The sequence below is a fragment of the Leptolyngbya sp. PL-A3 genome, from assembly GCF_039962325.1.
In the GTDB taxonomy this organism is placed as follows: domain Bacteria; phylum Cyanobacteriota; class Cyanobacteriia; order Elainellales; family Elainellaceae; genus Vacuolonema.
On record NZ_JAMPLB010000104.1, the window covers coordinates 1 to 15489 of the forward strand.

Here is a 15489-nt window from a genome sequence, read left to right on the forward strand (position 1 = left end):
ATAAGGTATCGATGACAACGACCAAACTGTTGAGGAGCCGGATGAATTGAAACAATTCACGTCCGGTTTTGAAGACCAGCGGGGCTGGTGACAGCCTCGCTGAGTTTAATTAGACTGCAAGGCTATTTAGTTAGGAATAGCTGGAGGGCATTAGAAAAAACTCATTGATTTTCCAGGTGTAAAATTTAGTTCCAAATGGTGACTGATAAAAACGCCCAAACAACCCGCAAACAACTCACAAGAAAGATGACACTGTTTGATCCAGCCAGACACTATCCACTCTTACAACTTGATTGGAATCCTAACGTGGTTCAAGAAGCAATTTGTGCGATCGTCTATGAAACCATTACTCAGCTGCAAACTGTGCCGCTGTTGACTGGACACCCAATGGACGATCAAGCATTTGGCAGCGACCTATATTTTGGTAAAGCTGGCGTGCTATGGGCAACCCATTACCTACAAACCGTTGGAGCAATTGACTCAACCATTGATGTAACTACTCATCTCGATGAGACGTTAGAACGAAATCGACAGCGCTATCCTAAAGTCAGTCCCTATCCAGAGCAGTCGTCTTATTTATTTGGAGAACTACCACTGCTGCTGCTGCAATATAAGTTATCTCCCTCAGAAGACAAAGCTAACCAAATTTTGCACTCGATTCATAAAAACGGCTCCCAGCCCATTCGAGAGTTGATGTGGGGCATGGCGGGTTCGATGCTAGCGGCTTACTTCATGTATCAGTGGACGCAAGAATCAAGATGGCAAGAGGTTTTCAAATTGCAAGCAAGCTTACTACTACAAGAGTGGCAACCTGTTGGCGAAGTTGTATATTTGTGGACAATTGACCTGTACGGCAGTCAACAGCAGTGGTTGGGACCTGTACATGGCTTTGCAAGCAACTTAACGCCATTGATTGTTGGACAGTCCTTGTTAACCGATAAGGAATTTCAAGATATCTCAACCAAAGCAATGATGACTGTGGTTCAAACCGCAGTGACAGAAAATGAAAAAGCAAACTGGCCAGCTGTTTATGACAAAGCACATCCTCGTCAAACTCCAAACTTAGTACAGTACTGTCATGGAGCCCCCGGAATGGTGACGGTTTTGGCAACACTACCAAGAGGAAGCAATGAGCAATTTGATCGCATTTTAGAGCAGGGTGGAGAGCTGACTTGGCAAGCGGGTCCATTAAAGAAGGGATCAAATCTGTGTCATGGCACAGGGGGCAATAGCTATGCATTTCTCAAGCTGTTTACGCGAACTGGAAACCAGATATGGCTCGATCGCGCTAGAGTCTTTGCAATGCATGCAATCGAGCAGTACCGCCTATCGCAACAACTCTATAAACAGTTACGCTACCCGCTCTGGACAGGAGACCTTGGTCTAGCAATATATCTATGGGACTGCCTGCAAGCACAATCGCAGTTTCCCACAATCGACATTTTCTAGTGCGATCGCCGATCTTATAGGATGCGTTTCCCAATCTAGCTTCTAGTCCTCCACCAATAAATTTATGGGAACGCACCGTATTTATGAATTTTCAAAGCATGCGCCGTTACAGGCTAACAATATGCCCTGAGCCGGACGAGGTCATAGAAAGAGGCGGGAGCGATCGCTCCGGGTTTCACCCATTTTAGATAGAGATAACAGCATTTGCATCCATCCTGGTGAGACTAGACTTTGGCTTGTCTTCTGGGTGAACTGCTGGAGGGGAATTAGAGAAATGCTTCCAAAAGAAATTGAGTCGCTATAATGGCCTGCAAATTAGGAGGAATCATTGAGGCTCTCTCATGAATAAAGGTGAATTAGTGGACCAGATAGCCGAGAAGGCAAACGTTACCAAGAAGGTGGCGGACGGTATCCTATCGGCAGCGATCGAAACCATCATGGAATCGGTTTCGCAAGGAGAAAAGGTAACGCTGGTTGGGTTTGGAACTTTTGAACCACGGGAGCGGCAGGCTCGTGAAGGTCGTAACCCTAAAACTGGGGAAGCGATGGCTATTCCCGCAACCAAAGTGCCTGCTTTTTCTGCCGGAAAAATGTTTAAGGAGAAAGTGGCTCCTTAACTGAGAAAAGCGATCGCTCTTCCAGTGCTTTCAGCTTTCCACAGCTTGGCTAGGATGGCTGCTTCTGAATGAGCGATCGCTTCTTCAAGTTCAGGCTTGCACGATGGCTTTGAACGACATGGAGATAGAACTGTTAGAACAACTACTGCAAAACTGGAGTAGAGTTGTTGAGCAATTCTCCGCTCACGAGGCTCCGCTCATTCGTACTGTTGCGGCGGTTGAGTCTACTGATTTAGAAGCAGTGTGGATGACTTGTCTCTCATCGGTACAAAACGTATTCATGGGGTACTATGGCGCATCTGAGGTGGAGAAGCGATTCCAAATTCCCCAAGATTACGCCATGTTCATGCAGGTCGTCGGTGGTGGTTGGAAGAGCTTGCGGAGCCTTCAGTGGTGCTTATTTGACGCTAAAACCGTGGCGAGGCAAACGATCGCCAATTTTCAGGTGTTTGTACTGGGTGCAGAGGAGGGCGAACCGATTTGTGAATCAGGCTTTTGGCTTAGTATTGGTGAGTGGTCAGACAAGCACGAGTATTTGCTGTGCTGCGATCGCGCCCACTCAAAATTTGGAGCGGTGTTGGATGGACATGATAGCCACCCCTGGCTAGATGGGGCAGAGGGTTGCTATCAAAGAGCAAACTCCTTCTTGGAGTGGTTAGAAAACCATAGATCAAGTGATTAACCGTATTAAATTACTCGTTAAATCCCAACTTCGTTCCATCACAACACTAATGTCTGCACCTAACGTCACAATATGCCGAAGCGGACTCAATCCAGCACAAGTAAATGGCAAATCTGTCGCTACTGTCGCGCTGGAACGACTACGGTTATCATCAGTTTGCGTCTGCCTGCTGGTGATGGGGCGGATGCAACACTGCTACTACTGCAATGCTGTTTGTCTTGTAAAGCGCGCTTTGTTGGGATCGCCAACGAGCCAAGACGAGGTTCACGCGATCGCGAAACGGTATGGGGATATGGCTATCAACTGAATGAGCAAGATGCAATACGTTTGGAACCAAGTTTGCTGCCACTCGCCGTTGAGTTCCATTACCTTGAGGATAGCTAACGCTCGACTTCCTTGCGGTCGCCAACTCATGCCTTTGTGCTTCTGACGATGCCCAAACACTTGATTAACGGCTTTCTCCATGCGACCACTGCCAACGGTTTTGCCAAGCTTGTGGCGACGGTCATAATCGATGATCTCGTGACGATGCTTTTCTAAATACCCCACTAACTCCTGGAATTTCTCTGGATTTTTGGAGGTGACTTGGGTCTTTAGATAATCCAGCACCGATTCCACCTGCCCATGCCAGAGGTCGCTCAACATCCGTTTGAGATGAACCCGTTTCTGGTCTCGGTTGAGGCTGACCATCGACATCAACTGCCGCAATTTCTCACACAGGTGATACCAATCGAGAATGGTCACGACTCCTGGCGAGAACAATCGAGAAACCCGCTGACGGATCACACGGGCTCCGTCGGAAATCACAACAATCGGTAACGCCTCAGAGCAGTTTCCATAAGTGTGCTGAATCTGCATCCTGACCCGTGCCTCTAACGAGACTAAGGGTTGACCGATTGCATTGATTGGGGCAATCAGGTAGGTAAATTGTCCCGTGCCCGTTTGCAGCAAAATGACATCGCTGAGAACAACCGAAGAATCCGTTGTAGAAGTGGTTTGAGCCGGTTCAACACTCGCTCTTTTTTGAGACTGTCGTTGAGCACTCTGAGCTTTAACTTGTATCCCATCTTCAAACAAAAGAATCTCTTCTGCTTGTTCGGCATATAGGTCTATATCGGTCTTGACCGCAATCAATGCTTCCATCTGAAGTAACTCAGATGCTTCAACTTCTCCTTTCCACATCTGACTCACATCTTGAGCTTTTGATTGGACTATCTCATAAATCTTCTGGTTACTGAGCAGTCGCCTTCCACTCAATCGCTCAATCAGTTTCTCTACTTCTTCATAACTCATACGATTGCTATAGTAACTACTCACTTCTTGCAACCGCAAACTGATGTACCCGCCACTCAATTGGTCTGTTAACTCGAAGAAACTGTGACTTCCCTCACTCGTTCGGTATCGCTGTAGCGTAAACTTAAACGAGCCATGAATGGTCTTGATGGTTACCTCTCGGGTTCCATCGCACACGAGCTCTCCTGCGTTTTTTTATCCTGGGTAAACTTCTGTTGGGCTTGGTGCAACAATTCGGCTTCGATTTCCGGCAAGACCTGCTGCCGCCAGGACTCCACCACTCCCTCAATCTCATGTAACGTCTGCTGCCCTAAGTTCAAGGGTTGAGCCTCGCTCTGGCGCAGAATGTTGCCTTGCTCATCCTCAATCACGACTTTGATCCTGACCATCCTGTCCTGTCCTGCTACTCAGTTGACCTCTCTCACTTAATTCTATAGAACGTAGCCGATCTTAATTATCTCATCACCGGAAAATTTACAGGTGGCAATTTTTGGGAATGATCAACGATGTGGTTTTTTGGCCTCGCTTCCTGGTTATGAATTTAGAGATCTCAGAAAAGGAGGTTGAACAGGTTGTGTCAGAAGCTGTTCAAACATTCTTAGCTCGCTATAAAAACAAGCGGGAAAAATCATAAGTTGTGTTCTACAGTAAACATCAAATTAATCTAGTCAAGCTCTCCTTACTAGGACCCTATAACCATCAACAAATCAATATCCAAACTGTGGGTCGCTGTTTACAATGCTCCGATACTGCCCTGGTTCAAATTGACTCAGCGCAGCGGAAACCAATATGACGATGACCGCGATCGGGTGCGCGAGAAAATCCAGTGCGGAAGTGAGTGGTGAGTTTGTTAGGGGAAGAATCAAAGACATGATCGCCACCGCGAGTGACCCGTTCACCCCTGTTATCCAACTGTTCGCGTCCGTCATCTGGATTGTAAGGGTAGGGTCGATAGAGGCTGCTTGTCCACTCAGCCACATTGCCTGCCATGTCGTGAATGCCATCCGGGGTCGCACCCGCATCGTGAGTGCCTACAGGAGACGTTTCACCAGAGGCGCGACCGTAAACTACCTGATTAGTAGTCGGCGGTTCATTTCCCCAGGGGTAAATGCGTCCCTCGACTCCCCGTGCTGCCGCTTCCCATTCTACTTCCGTTGGCAACCTGGTGTTACGCCACCGACAGAACTCGCTTGCGCCTCGCCAGGTAGTTTCTGTAACCGGATGGTTTTCGTAGCCCGATTGAGCAACAAACTTTCCGTTGTAAATACCAATGCGGGTGTGTTCATCATCCAATGCAATCAACGGTTGCTGTTGACGACCCTCAACCCCTTCAATTAGTTGGGAAACTGCTGATTGCGGCAAGTTGCGATCGCGCACCTCTCCTGCTGCGGCATCTTGCAGTGGCTGAAGTCCGAGTGAGTTAAGAAACTCAGCGTATTGAGCATTTGTCACTTCATAGCGATCGATCCGAAAGGCCCGCAGGGAAACTTGATGGACTGGACGGCTATCGGCTGAAGCATCAGAACCAATCGTATAATTACTAGCGGGAATGAGGACCATTGATTGATTTAAAGCAGGCGTTGATACCGCAGTAGTTGCTTCTTGAGACGGTGAAGCAATCGGTGAAGAAGATACTGTGGAGCGAGTTTGAACAGACGCACAGCTTATAATCAAAGATGCTGTGAGTGTGGGTAATGTAATGAGTGAAAAATGACGGTGAGACTGACGAAACAGTTGCAACCCACGAATAGTAATGTTCATAGCTGTGTCTGATAGATATTGATGATTTTTGATTGGAAGACGTTGTTTTACTTTAGGCGGTAGAACGCGTGAGAGTTTTGATGAACATTGGCAAAACTAGACTTTATCAGTAATAGGGAAGCAAAAAGCTCAAAAGGCTTTCCTGGTAAAGCTTTCAGTCATTTTTGCCTCAAAAAGCTGGAAAAGCTCATGAGATAAGGCTTTAAGCCACTTTTTCGTCTAATTTCCGATTAAGCCTACTGATTATGGCCGTAGTCGATACCCTATACCTCGGACAGTTTCAATCCAATCATCACCAAATTTTTTCCGTAAATATCCCACATAGACATTGACCACATTTGTGCCCGGATCGTAGTCATAGCCCCAGATGCGATCGAGAATTTGTTCTCGCGTGAGTACCTGCATGGGATGACGCAGGAAGAACTCTGCCAGCAGAAACTCACGGGCTGAAAGCTCAATCAGGCGATCGCCCACCCGCACCTGATGCGTTAACAAATCCAGGATGACATTGCCAACCTGCAATGTTGTATTGGCCTGAGTGCGGGGCTGCGGATTGCGGAGTTGGACTCGAATTCGAGCCAGTAATTCTTCAAAGCTGAAAGGCTTGGTGATATAGTCGTCAGCCCCGCCTTCTAGCCCTGCAACTGTATTGAGAGTTCCATCGCGGGCAGTCAGGATAATGATCGGAAGCACATATCCCTGACCACGGATTGCTTTAAGCACTGTCAATCCATCTTGATCGGGTAAGCCTAAATCCAGAATTGCCAGGTCAACTTCGGCTGCATCCAGCACTTGCAATGCCTCTCGTCCAGTGTTAGCGCTGATGGTCGTGTAGCCGTGCCCCTGAAGTCCAGACTCCAGAAAGTCGATGATGCGGGGATTGTCTTCGATGATCAAAATTCGCTGCATGGATGACTCCAGGAGTCGCTTCAAGCGGTATCACAATGGTAAAGGTTGCACCCTGTCCCGGTACGCTAGCTAGTTCTACCCAGCCACCATGTGCCTGGGCAATTGCCTCTACAATGGACAAGCCCAGTCCATGGTTTTCGCCTTGAGACTGGCGAGTGGTTGCACGGGTAAAGCGCTCAAAAATTCGCGTTTGATCCTTTTGGGAAATGCCCTCCCCAGTATCGCTCACCCAGATGTGAGCCTGGTTTTTGCGCACTGAGGAACCCAACGTAATGGTGTCTCCTGCCTGGGTGTGACGAATTGCATTTTGCACCAGATTCATCACGGCCTGAGTTAGACGCTGACGATCTACTCGAACGGGACTTAACCCTTTCGATTCTAACCGCCAGTGCCGATCTGCCATTGAGCGCACCTTTAGATAGAGTTCTTCAGTTAACCAGTCCAATTCCTCCAGTTTTAGATTCAGAAAATCGGGGCATTCGGCTTTGGCTAAGAGTAATAGATCATTCACCAACCGATTCATGCGATCGAGTTCATCAATTGCCAGCGCAATCTTTTGTTCCTGACGTTCTGGCTGAAATTGCAGGGTTTCTAAGTAACCTCGAACTACGGTAATCGGCGTTCGCAGTTCATGTCCTGCATCTTTGAGAAACTCCTGCTGGCTCTCAAAGGCAACCTGAAGGCGATCGAGCATCGCGTTGAAGGTCGTGGCGAGTTGTGCAATCTCGTCTGTTCCCTCCACGTTCATCCGCTGCGCCATGTCCACCTCGGTGATCGATTGAGCTGTTTGCGTCAAGGTTCGTAAGGGCGACAGAACTCGCCCTGCCGTAACCCAGGCGATCGCTGCTGCAATTCCCATCACACCAAGGGTTGCAGGAATGATGAGCAGAAGCGCACTATCGACTACTTGATAGACGCTATCCGCACAATGCACCATCACTAAAACCCCTTGGATTTGACCATTCACCACAATAGGTTCTGCGATATAAAACAGTTCGCCAATGGCCGTGTGAACGCTGCCCGTTGTCCTGCGGCTTAAGTTCGCCCAGGCCTGAATGAGCGCTGTTTCTTGAGACAGTAATTCCTGTGGAAACGACTCTGTGTAGCGGTATATCTGCCCCTGTGTGAGGGCGATCGCATAGTCATCTTGATCAACCGGTTGATAACCCGCAAAGAAGCGATCAAAAAGAGCTTTTGAGTGTTGCTCAGGCAGTAGAGCGTCCTTTGTTGGTAGTTGCTGTACGCTCTGTTGAAATGCTTGAATCTGGCGTGAAATATACTCTTGAGACTGATCACGAATCCGTTCATAGAGAATGTGATAAGTGACCAGAATAGAAGCCACGCTGGAGAAAGCAGTGAGCAGAAAGTACCAGACTAAGATCCGGGGACGAGTGCCGTTTAACCACTGCCGCCAGGGTTTAAATATGGATCGAACCGCCATCACAGCCTCCCAAATTGACGCGAAAGAGTAACTTCTAACCTGAGAGATTGAACTGCTTGAAGCTGTACTGAGGAAACCTCTGTCCCAGCCGTATTGCTCCATCGTATGGAGGAGGCTATACGGGGATCAGTCATTTGCTGATGTAGATAGCTAACGTACTGCTGCACCGAATGAGTAGAACTAGGAGATAGCATGATTCTCTCACTCCGATCTTAAGAAGGCTTGGACGATACTTTTTTAAGGGACTGGGTTGCCCGTCGCCAGAGTGATCGTACATATTTTCGTTGGTCGATGGCGTGTAGCATAATGAATCCCAGGAACATGTAAGCAATCCAGAAATGTAAGCTGCGTGCCAACCCCACTACTGCCGCATTCTCTGGAAAGATATCAGAGAGCGTCGCTATCCAGAAGAATGGCACATTGCCGCTCTGATAGGAATTGGATAAGAAAAAACCGCTTATCGGCACTGCCAGCATGAATCCATAAATTGCAGCATGGAGCAACACGGTTCGTATCCATTCCCCTGTGGGTTTGGGTAAGCGACGAGTGTACTTGCGCCACCACACCTGTTGCAGCATGAAAATTCGCAGGGTCAATAGCCCCATTGTTAGTGCACCAAAGGATTTATGCAGAGTGTAAGCATTTTCCTGCAATGCATTTTCCGGCATCCGCACCATGCTAAATCCACCAGCAAATAAGACCAGATAACAGGCTGCCATCCACCAGTGAATTGACCATAGCTGCTTAAAAGCAGAATTCAGACGAGATTGGGGCTTGGGAGCTTTAGCATTTATCTTTGAAACAACTTGGGAACTCATCGGATACCTCCTATGCACTCGAATGGTTTTGGGTATTCTCACTCAATATCCACAGGCTGAATAAATTTGAGGTAAGCCGTGGATAAGAATCTTCTTATGTTTTGACAAAAGGACGTTTGCGTCAGGGGCGATCGCTTCGGATTTTGAAGCGTCGCAATACTGCCTGAAGAAGGCTTCCAGACAGTATTGCGAAGTGAATCAGGCTAGAGGGTTCTAGCAGCTATGGAGTATCAGTCTGCAATCAAGTTACGTAATCTTGATTCCACCTGTGATAAGTAACTGGCATCGTCTAGTATTTCAGGAGAGAGGCGATCGTCTGCAACTCCAGCTTCGACTAGATCCTCGGCGTTCACTTGCCCAAATCGGATCGCATGAGCTAGCGCGTCGTGGCTGGGAATGCCTTGGTCCTTCAAATAGCCTGTGTTTGCCAGGTTAACCAGTTCATTCGGGGTCGTCTCAGCCTGAGCAGCAGGCGCAAGCAGCATGGACAAAGCAAGCGTAGACAAAGTAGCTATGATCAAGCGTTTCATAGAATGTTCCTCCTAAAATGGATGAGTTGTACTGAATGAAAGAGAAAAGACCGATACAGCAGTTCAAGCTGCGCTTTGATGTAAGGTCGTTGACGTTTTGACTATGAAATACCTCCTGACTTCGTAGATATGATTTATGAATTGGATAAGAGCGTTGGTTCAACCGTTCTCTTACCCTCCTGTCTTAAAGTTTTCCAGGCACGCTTAAATTGTTTGTAAGACAAAGATGAGAGGATTCTTACCCATTCATCGGGATCGATCGACTACTTGGGTAAGGGTAGAACTGTCACAGTCAGATTAGGTTGCATCGATTCACCAGAAAGCGACCAGCCTGTAGGACAGCAAGCTACCAGCCGGTTGAGTCAACTCTTGCCTCATGGACAAAGCTGTGCAAATGCGAAGCATCGATACTGATCGCTATAGACGGAAAATGGCAGAGATTGACTTGGGAAATCAGTCAATCTCCTATTAGTTCAGGAAGGAATGGCAGTAGTTGATTGGCAGTATCTAAACGGCTGCGCTGCAACCCAGGAGAAATACCCTTCAGGTTGAACAAGAAGCGAGAACCACACAACGAAGGTTCTGGGCACAAAGCGACCCGATCATGTCCGGAGACCGGCGAGAGGGCGACTGATAAAGAGAGCAACCCGCTCGGTTTCCTCAATTGCCTCTGCCAACCTCTACTCCAAGCTGATCTGATTATTGCATATGGGTTCTGTCGTTCCCTGCTGCATTTAGCTTCGATTAAATTCCACTTGCCCCACATAGTCATAACGCCCAGCTTGCTCACCCCCACTAAACAGGCTGACTTCGTAGGTTCCTGTTTCTGGGAAAGAACAGGAAATTTGACTGCCCTGGATGGGTTGTGCCAGACAATTTTGAGCCTGGGCATCTGCTTTAGCCCGATAGCTTGCCATTAGCCATTTCTGGCGGGGATTTTCAATTTGCAGAAGAGCATTTCCCTGTACATCTGTTTGCGATCGCGTCGGAAATACCAGCTTTAGCCCATCCGCGAAAAACTGGGGTCGGAGCATGGGTTGCCTTAGAAACTCGCCACGGCTGAGGGGCCTTGGTAGTAATTGCCAAGACGGATCATCTGGAAAGTGGCTGATGACCATGGCATGAGGTGGCGGAAACAGGTAACTGGTCTTGTACTGCTTGGTAAAGCCTGAACTATCCACATAGCCACTATTCCAGGTTGCATCAATCAAATACCAAACGCCATTAATCTTTGCTGCATTCCAGGCATGGCTTTGTCCATTCAGATCACTGGTTTGGCTGCGTGAATCTCCGACTACATAGAGAATTTCTTCCCCTGCAGCTTTGCCAAGTGCTTCCAGCAGTTTTGCGTAGCCTGCACATACCGCTGTTCGTCGTTGGAAAACTGTTTCTGCATCTTGAGGTGGGTATTGCCCAGCAAAATAGGATGGGGCATCATAGGCAATGCGATCGGCCACATAATCATGCAGGGCTTTAACCCGTTGAAAGGGATCTTTTTCCTGCTGAACGATGTACTGAGCAACTGATTCAATACTCGTTTCTACACTGGCAGGCATCGTGGCGATCGCCGGATGCAGGCTCACCCTTTCCCAGGGCCACTCCCTGGCTGCCTGTGAAGGCTTCGGTGTGGGAATTGAGGTTGAATTAGGTGTAGGCTGCACTTGAATGCTGCTGGAGTCGGCGTATTGCTGGAAGGGGTTGTGGTGGAAGGAGAGATACAACCACTCCAATTGATTGGCCAAATAGAACAAGCCCTTTCGCGTCATTTCAACTCCTGCCCCCTGGCGACCATCTAGCATCCAGTCGCCACGGGTTGCAAGGGCTAAGAACGACGTTTGAGGGCGAAGGGCCAACAGGCAGGTAATAAAGACCAAGTTCAGCAGAAGAGTTCGTAACGTGATGCGATCGCCCCAGGTCAAAACTCCAGGCGTTTTCTGTTTTCTCCGTCCCCACAGATCCCAAATGATGGGGATGAGGGGAAAGAGCAAAATCCCTGAAAAGAGGACTAACCAGACAGGTCCATTCGCATAAGCTACCAGCGAGGATGCCAGCCAGACACCGAGAATGGGTGTTGAGAAGACAAAGAAGTAGAAGCTAAATCGAAGTAACGCTATCGGTAAATGGAGCAGAAGAAAGCGCATGGCGATCGCAGACCGAAGGAATCAGGGGAAACAGAACCGAAGGTGATACCCCTTTTAGAATGCCCACTTTTTCGTCAGATATAGTATTTTCTTGCGTTGCCGTGGTCGGCTGTCAGTTGAAGATGAGCGATCGTCCACCTCTAGATCTAATCAGTAGTTTCTTCTATATAGCTGAATTGACTGGGCATGGAAATCCATGGGTGTCCTTTAGTTCTGGGAAGTTTAGGTTTTCCATCTTCGGCTTTTTCCCAGAATTCGCATAGGAGATGGGGCTTCTGGTTTTAATTGTTCGAGTGATCAAAGGCGATCGCCACTACCTCAACCATCAACCCCGTCCTTACTGTTTTGGCTTCTGGAGTTCACACCCTAATAGAAATGAGCACAGTCATATATGTTACAAAATGCCTACCGGATGTCTCGCCTCTATCTTTTTGTTGTCCCCACCGAAACCAGGGATTCGGCTTGTGGCTACGATCGCTCAACCGAGACGATACGGATTCAACCCATCGGCCACAGCGATAGATTCGAGTGAACCTTCGGTATAGGCAAAGATTAGGGAATGCGAATATAAGCATAGTTTCCCCAGACGAAAGTTTTTCGACACGCAAGGATCAACTAAAGTCTTGGGTCGAGGCGATAAGAATTCATGGTTTGATTCTCCATACGCTAACCCGCTCTGATCTTCAGAGCGGTTTTTTTCATAGGCCAGGTGAAGAATGGTGATTTCTTTGAGGTTAGGCCATTCCCTTCAACTTTCACAGCCGATGCCGTCCCGATCGCCATCAAAGCGATGAGGGTCGGGTTGTCTAACAGTAAAGCGACGATAGGGAATATCTCCGCAATCGAGGTCAGGAGAGTTACGTGGGATGCAGATGCCAGGATAGGAGGGGTCGCAGTTTGAGGTATTAGCAGGGGTTGTGGCTGTGGGTGCTGTGGGTCGAGGTGATGGCGTAACTTGAGACGGAATAGCCACAGGTGTCTGTGTGGGAGAAGGAGAACCCGTTGTTCTTGGCGCTTGTCTGACTCCACGCCGCCAATCCCAGGGCATGACCGGGTTACTTTGGCTCCAAAAGGCACGCTGGTTTTGTTGAGCTTCGGCTTCGGCGGCAAGAAAGGCTTGCTCTGTATCGGCACAGCCGCTTAAGTATTGGTCATAGACGACGGCATATCCCTCACGCACCATCTGGAGGTTGACGGAGCGATCGCCCAGGTAGACTTCTGCGACCAGGCGGTTATAGCGGTCGGTATCCACGTAACGAGCTGTGACTGTCGTGCCTCTAGACAGGATCTGGCGAAGCCGATTTGCTGCTTCTTGCCCCATGGGAGCATCGCTTTCGGCAGTATCGATACACGCCAGTCGGGTTGTGGCATTTTGGCCGTTGAAGTTTAAGGTAAGGGTGTCGCCATCACCAACCGAGACAACAGTGCCAGAGGAGCGATCGCCGGGGGATAAAGGGCGTTGAGCAATAGTTTGTTCCTGACTGGTCGGAAGGGATACTGTGGAAGCAACTGGGGGAGTGGTGGTATTGCCAAGATTGCTGGCTTGTCCCTTATTAATCCCTAGTGCAGTCAGTAATAGAACCCCTGTGATGAGAGAAACAGCTCGCTTTTTCATAAAAACGCAGGTTTTGAATGGTTTGCTTTAGGGTTCCCAGTCACCAAGCTGTCTGCACCGGAAAAACATTTCACCGATTTCACTCCGTGCATGAATGCGGCTGTTGCTTATGGTGTGAGGAGCGATCGCCCTATTGCTAGATAAAGGCATTTGGTATAGGTTTTGGGGGATGACAAGGCTAGCATGTGCTGGGGTGACATTGAATCACTCCAGCACATTGGATGTGATTTTTGTTCATTCCAATTCTTTAATCCCAAATGGACAAGAGCGATCGCCGGACTTAGCTCTTTTGTACGAACTGCTGTATCAAGGAGATTGAAGCCGATGAAACGACCACTCATACTGCCGTACTACTGCCGCCTTACCGAACACAGCATGAATTATAGGTTAAGCCATTTTTATTGAAAAATTTCCTACAGTATCAGTGGTATTAAACTGTAAACTCGCTCAATTATTCCAATGGAATCCTTGGCAGGCTTCATTCCACTACTTGGCTCGATTCTGGGCATCTCTCTTACAGGGGCAATTGGTGTCATTACGTATACTTGGCAGGAGAATACAAAACGCAAGGTTGATCTCGTTCGCCGTCGCCAGGAACTCTATGAAAAACTCAATGGCGCATTGTTTGGTTTGATGATTACGCAGGATTGGGCAGAACGCCGGACTGTACTGGCAGATATTGAAAAAGCCTGGCTATTTGCTTCTGACGAGGTGCTCGATGCGATCTTTGAGTACATGAAGTGCTATGACCGCTGGTGGACAGAAGCAAAAGGAGATGTATTGACGTTAATCAAAGATAATCCGCAAGCACGAGAAGAAATTGAGCAAGGGTTAGCAACTATTTTTTTGGCAATGCGGCGTGATTTGCGGTCAACTAATGTTTCTAACAACGTTAGTAAGAACTACATGCAGTTTTATAACTGTGGATTACTGAATCCGTTCGATTCTTCTTCTAGCAACGGAGTTGAAACAGGGAGCTAGCCTGCTTAAGCTAATGAGGCGATCGCGCACTTCGGATAATAGAGCCACAACGTCTATGTTTCGGCTTTGGCTGTTTGGCCTGCTTCCAGGCTAAAGATCTGTGCTTATTCGGCGATCGTCAAATGTTGTCCATTTGGAGGTGTCACGAGTCCCACATCATTGGTTGCAGCAGTCATGCCATTGACCATCGCTGAGGTTCCTGTTGTGAGTGCTGTAACGGTTCTCTCAGTCAAAAGCCCCTTAATCCTGCTTGAATCTGTAAAGGCCCTGATTGACTCACAAAAGTTATGGGATAGGTTGGCGTTGAGCAAACCGAAACACAACATCAGAAACGGTTTCGATGGGTTACGCTGACGCTACCCATCCTCCGGTACAGCAAGGGTTTCAGGAGTTTCGTCAGTCAATCAGCCCTAAGGGGACAAGCCAAACGTGTCCTCAGTGTGGAGTGCATACCGGGAAGAAGGAACTCAGTGAACGGATGCATCATGGCGATGCCTGTGGATATGTCACAGACCGAGATGTCGCCGCCGCTCAAGTGGTGGAGCAGCGAGGACTTATACTTGTAGCCGATGGACAGTCGGTGGTACTGCCTGTGGAGGAAGGTTGCATGGGAACCCCGATGAAATAGGAAAAAACAACCGCGAGGAAGGGAAGCCCGTGCTCTACCCGTTAGGGTGAGCTTCGGGAGCATGTCACTCAGTAGATAGCCAGCGAAGCACGATGCTTTGTCTGCTCTTACTCTAGAATAGACACAGCTTGAGTTGTAGAACAGACTATGCAATCTGAACATAACGACCCCAATCTTCCAACCTGGCGGAGTAGAGCAACTCAATTCTTATTGGGTTCGCTCCTGGGATCTTTCTTGATCCTGGTTCCTCTCTCTTATTTCATGTACTTCACACCGGAAGCTGTTCATCTCATTCACTACATTGGTTCGGCTGTAGTTGTGTTTCTGTGTGGGATGTTCTCCGCAACGTTTGGAAATTGGTTTTTGCAAATTCTTGCCAAGCTTCTCGAATCAATGCCTACCAGTTGAAAGGGTTGCAGCCCAAAGACCACTCAAATTTGTTTAATGCCTGTTAGTCTGGGCCTTTAACGTTGCGGCAATCGAGAAAACTTTTGATAGTTCATCAATCGCCGGTAGAAAAGTGAGATTATCTCAGCCCAGCAAAAAAGAGGTCTAATGGGGGTTGAAATCAAACAGTCCCCAAAAAGATGAATATCACCCGACCTCCTCTCAGTAGCCTAGCCT

At 48.2% G+C, this 15489-nt stretch carries 17 protein-coding genes and 1 pseudogene; 7 read left to right on the top strand and 11 right to left on the bottom strand.

The features are described 5' to 3' along the window. The first annotated feature begins 246 nt into the window (after nucleotides 1–246). The 3 genes from NDI52_RS32810 to NDI52_RS32820 all read left to right on the top strand — a co-directional run bounded on the left by NDI52_RS32810 (nucleotide 247) and on the right by NDI52_RS32820 (nucleotide 2748). A complete protein-coding gene (locus NDI52_RS32810; protein WP_348257021.1) occupies nucleotides 247–1449 on the top strand; it encodes a LanC-like protein in 1203 nt (400 codons plus the stop codon). 341 nt (nucleotides 1450–1790) lie between these two features. Further along, nucleotides 1791–2066, top strand: coding sequence for an HU family DNA-binding protein (locus tag NDI52_RS32815; RefSeq protein ID WP_190774955.1), 276 nt, complete (start codon nucleotides 1791–1793; stop codon nucleotides 2064–2066). A 103-nt stretch (nucleotides 2067–2169) separates the two neighbouring features. Then, nucleotides 2170–2748, top strand: a complete 579-nt coding sequence (locus NDI52_RS32820; RefSeq protein WP_348257022.1) for a hypothetical protein — start codon at nucleotides 2170–2172, stop codon at nucleotides 2746–2748. Nucleotides 2749–3012: 264 nt separating this feature from the next. Here the strand turns inward: NDI52_RS32820 and NDI52_RS32825 are convergent, their stop codons facing one another. Both NDI52_RS32825 and NDI52_RS32830 read right to left on the bottom strand, forming a co-directional pair. Next, a complete protein-coding gene (locus NDI52_RS32825; RefSeq protein WP_348257023.1) occupies nucleotides 3013–4218 on the bottom strand; it encodes a UPF0236 family protein in 1206 nt (401 codons plus the stop codon). Beyond that, nucleotides 4194–4430 carry a hypothetical protein gene (locus NDI52_RS32830; RefSeq protein WP_190774959.1) on the bottom strand — a complete coding sequence of 79 codons (237 nt, stop codon included), beginning with the start codon at nucleotides 4428–4430 and terminating at the stop codon, nucleotides 4194–4196. The genes NDI52_RS32825 and NDI52_RS32830 overlap by 25 nt, the downstream gene beginning before the upstream one ends. A gap of 107 nt (nucleotides 4431–4537) precedes the next feature. Here NDI52_RS32830 and NDI52_RS32835 point away from each other — a divergent pair, with 107 nt between their 5' ends. Next, a complete protein-coding gene (locus NDI52_RS32835) occupies nucleotides 4538–4675 on the top strand; it encodes a TetR/AcrR family transcriptional regulator C-terminal domain-containing protein (protein WP_190774962.1) in 138 nt (45 codons plus the stop codon). A gap of 125 nt (nucleotides 4676–4800) precedes the next feature. Here the strand turns inward: NDI52_RS32835 and NDI52_RS32840 are convergent, their stop codons facing one another. The 8 genes from NDI52_RS32840 to NDI52_RS32875 all read right to left on the bottom strand — a co-directional run bounded on the left by NDI52_RS32840 (nucleotide 4801) and on the right by NDI52_RS32875 (nucleotide 13597). After that, a complete protein-coding gene (locus NDI52_RS32840; RefSeq protein WP_348257024.1) occupies nucleotides 4801–5802 on the bottom strand; it encodes an SUMF1/EgtB/PvdO family nonheme iron enzyme in 1002 nt (333 codons plus the stop codon). Nucleotides 5803–6045: 243 nt separating this feature from the next. Then, the gene (locus NDI52_RS32845; RefSeq protein WP_348257025.1) at nucleotides 6046–6711 is read right to left on the bottom strand and encodes a response regulator transcription factor; all 666 of its coding nucleotides are present in this window, start codon (nucleotides 6709–6711) and stop codon (nucleotides 6046–6048) included. Beyond that, nucleotides 6617–8152 carry a HAMP domain-containing sensor histidine kinase gene (locus NDI52_RS32850; protein WP_348257026.1) on the bottom strand — a complete coding sequence of 512 codons (1536 nt, stop codon included), beginning with the start codon at nucleotides 8150–8152 and terminating at the stop codon, nucleotides 6617–6619. Before NDI52_RS32850 ends, NDI52_RS32845 begins: the two co-directional genes overlap by 95 nt. A gap of 212 nt (nucleotides 8153–8364) precedes the next feature. After that, a complete protein-coding gene (locus NDI52_RS32855; protein WP_190773415.1) occupies nucleotides 8365–8970 on the bottom strand; it encodes a cytochrome b/b6 domain-containing protein in 606 nt (201 codons plus the stop codon). 230 nt (nucleotides 8971–9200) lie between these two features. Further along, the gene (locus NDI52_RS32860; protein ID WP_190773416.1) at nucleotides 9201–9500 is read right to left on the bottom strand and encodes a hypothetical protein; all 300 of its coding nucleotides are present in this window, start codon (nucleotides 9498–9500) and stop codon (nucleotides 9201–9203) included. A gap of 734 nt (nucleotides 9501–10234) precedes the next feature. Beyond that, complete coding sequence (locus tag NDI52_RS32865) at nucleotides 10235–11641, bottom strand: transglutaminase domain-containing protein (protein ID WP_348257027.1); 1407 nt, start codon at nucleotides 11639–11641, stop codon at nucleotides 10235–10237. Between the two features lie 748 nt (nucleotides 11642–12389). Beyond that, nucleotides 12390–13256: a thermonuclease family protein gene (locus tag NDI52_RS32870; protein WP_199330843.1), complete on the bottom strand. Its 867-nt coding sequence runs from the start codon at nucleotides 13254–13256 to the stop codon at nucleotides 12390–12392. Between the two features lie 107 nt (nucleotides 13257–13363). After that, nucleotides 13364–13597 carry a hypothetical protein gene (locus NDI52_RS32875; RefSeq protein ID WP_190773418.1) on the bottom strand — a complete coding sequence of 78 codons (234 nt, stop codon included), beginning with the start codon at nucleotides 13595–13597 and terminating at the stop codon, nucleotides 13364–13366. A gap of 118 nt (nucleotides 13598–13715) precedes the next feature. On the opposite strand from NDI52_RS32875, the gene NDI52_RS32880 reads away from it, so the two are divergent. Then, nucleotides 13716–14237, top strand: coding sequence for a hypothetical protein (locus NDI52_RS32880; protein WP_190773419.1), 522 nt, complete (start codon nucleotides 13716–13718; stop codon nucleotides 14235–14237). A 104-nt stretch (nucleotides 14238–14341) separates the two neighbouring features. Here the strand turns inward: NDI52_RS32880 and NDI52_RS32885 are convergent, their stop codons facing one another. Then, a complete protein-coding gene (locus NDI52_RS32885) occupies nucleotides 14342–14470 on the bottom strand; it encodes a hypothetical protein (RefSeq protein WP_277874856.1) in 129 nt (42 codons plus the stop codon). A 179-nt stretch (nucleotides 14471–14649) separates the two neighbouring features. Between NDI52_RS32885 and NDI52_RS32890 the strand changes: the two are divergent. Beyond that, nucleotides 14650–14865, top strand: a pseudogene (locus tag NDI52_RS32890) (zinc ribbon domain-containing protein); the annotation flags it as partial. 147 nt (nucleotides 14866–15012) lie between these two features. Next, entirely contained in the window at nucleotides 15013–15273 is a 261-nt protein-coding gene (locus NDI52_RS32895) for a hypothetical protein (protein WP_190773420.1), read from the top strand. The last annotated feature ends 216 nt before the right edge of the window (nucleotides 15274–15489 follow it).

Coding starts and splice junctions, on each gene's coding strand:
- NDI52_RS32830 (WP_190774959.1), bottom strand. CDS start 4,430: ATGGTCAGGATCAAAGTCGTGATTGAGGATGAGCAAGGCAACATTCTG.
- NDI52_RS32845 (WP_348257025.1), bottom strand. CDS start 6,711: ATGCAGCGAATTTTGATCATCGAAGACAATCCCCGCATCATCGACTTT.
- NDI52_RS32810 (WP_348257021.1), top strand. CDS start 247: ATGACACTGTTTGATCCAGCCAGACACTATCCACTCTTACAACTTGAT.
- NDI52_RS32875 (WP_190773418.1), bottom strand. CDS start 13,597: ATGAGTGGTCGTTTCATCGGCTTCAATCTCCTTGATACAGCAGTTCGT.
- NDI52_RS32895 (WP_190773420.1), top strand. CDS start 15,013: ATGCAATCTGAACATAACGACCCCAATCTTCCAACCTGGCGGAGTAGA.
- NDI52_RS32880 (WP_190773419.1), top strand. CDS start 13,716: ATGGAATCCTTGGCAGGCTTCATTCCACTACTTGGCTCGATTCTGGGC.
- NDI52_RS32840 (WP_348257024.1), bottom strand. CDS start 5,802: ATGAACATTACTATTCGTGGGTTGCAACTGTTTCGTCAGTCTCACCGT.
- NDI52_RS32815 (WP_190774955.1), top strand. CDS start 1,791: ATGAATAAAGGTGAATTAGTGGACCAGATAGCCGAGAAGGCAAACGTT.
- NDI52_RS32870 (WP_199330843.1), bottom strand. CDS start 13,256: ATGAAAAAGCGAGCTGTTTCTCTCATCACAGGGGTTCTATTACTGACT.
- NDI52_RS32855 (WP_190773415.1), bottom strand. CDS start 8,970: ATGAGTTCCCAAGTTGTTTCAAAGATAAATGCTAAAGCTCCCAAGCCC.
- NDI52_RS32865 (WP_348257027.1), bottom strand. CDS start 11,641: ATGCGCTTTCTTCTGCTCCATTTACCGATAGCGTTACTTCGATTTAGC.
- NDI52_RS32850 (WP_348257026.1), bottom strand. CDS start 8,152: ATGGCGGTTCGATCCATATTTAAACCCTGGCGGCAGTGGTTAAACGGC.
- NDI52_RS32860 (WP_190773416.1), bottom strand. CDS start 9,500: ATGAAACGCTTGATCATAGCTACTTTGTCTACGCTTGCTTTGTCCATG.
- NDI52_RS32820 (WP_348257022.1), top strand. CDS start 2,170: ATGGCTTTGAACGACATGGAGATAGAACTGTTAGAACAACTACTGCAA.
- NDI52_RS32835 (WP_190774962.1), top strand. CDS start 4,538: ATGATCAACGATGTGGTTTTTTGGCCTCGCTTCCTGGTTATGAATTTA.